Here is a 419-nt window from a genome sequence, read left to right as displayed (position 1 = left end):
ACTAGGAGCCGTTTTGTAGATCTTCGTTGTGGTGCGGTACAAGGTCATGGTGCAAGATCGCCATGACCTGACCGACGAGGAGTGGCTCCTCCTCGAACCGCTCATGCCGGCTCATCCGCCTCGGGGGCACCGGTGGGCGGACCACCGAACCGTGATCAACGGGATTCTGTGGCGGACGCGGACCGGGTCTCCCTGGCGTGACCTCCCCGAGTGCTACGGACGCTGGGAGACCGTCTACGGGCGGCATCGCCGCTGGTCAATCGACGGAACCTGGGAAAACATCCTCGATCAACTTCGGGCCGGCTGCGACGAGGCCGAGGGCGGCGAGTGGACGACGAGCGTGGACTCCACCGTCAACCGGGCCCATCAGCACGCGGCCGGAGCACCCCACGCCCCGGCCGTCGATGCCCCCAAAGGGG

The 419-nt window shown here is 66.8% G+C and carries 1 protein-coding gene; it reads left to right on the top strand.

Going from position 1 to position 419, the window contains the following annotated elements; all coding sequences use genetic code 11:
• Positions 1 to 46: 46 nt before the first annotated feature.
• The coding region (locus QSK17_RS35780; RefSeq protein ID WP_285711141.1) for an IS5 family transposase at positions 47 to 419 on the top strand (373 nt) is incomplete at its 3' end.

The organism is Microtetraspora sp. NBRC 16547, from assembly GCF_030268965.1.
In the GTDB taxonomy this organism is placed as follows: Bacteria; Actinomycetota; Actinomycetes; order Streptosporangiales; family Streptosporangiaceae; genus Microtetraspora.
The sequence above is the reverse complement of the archived record's forward strand: the minus strand, read 5'-3'. Positions and strand labels throughout refer to the sequence as shown.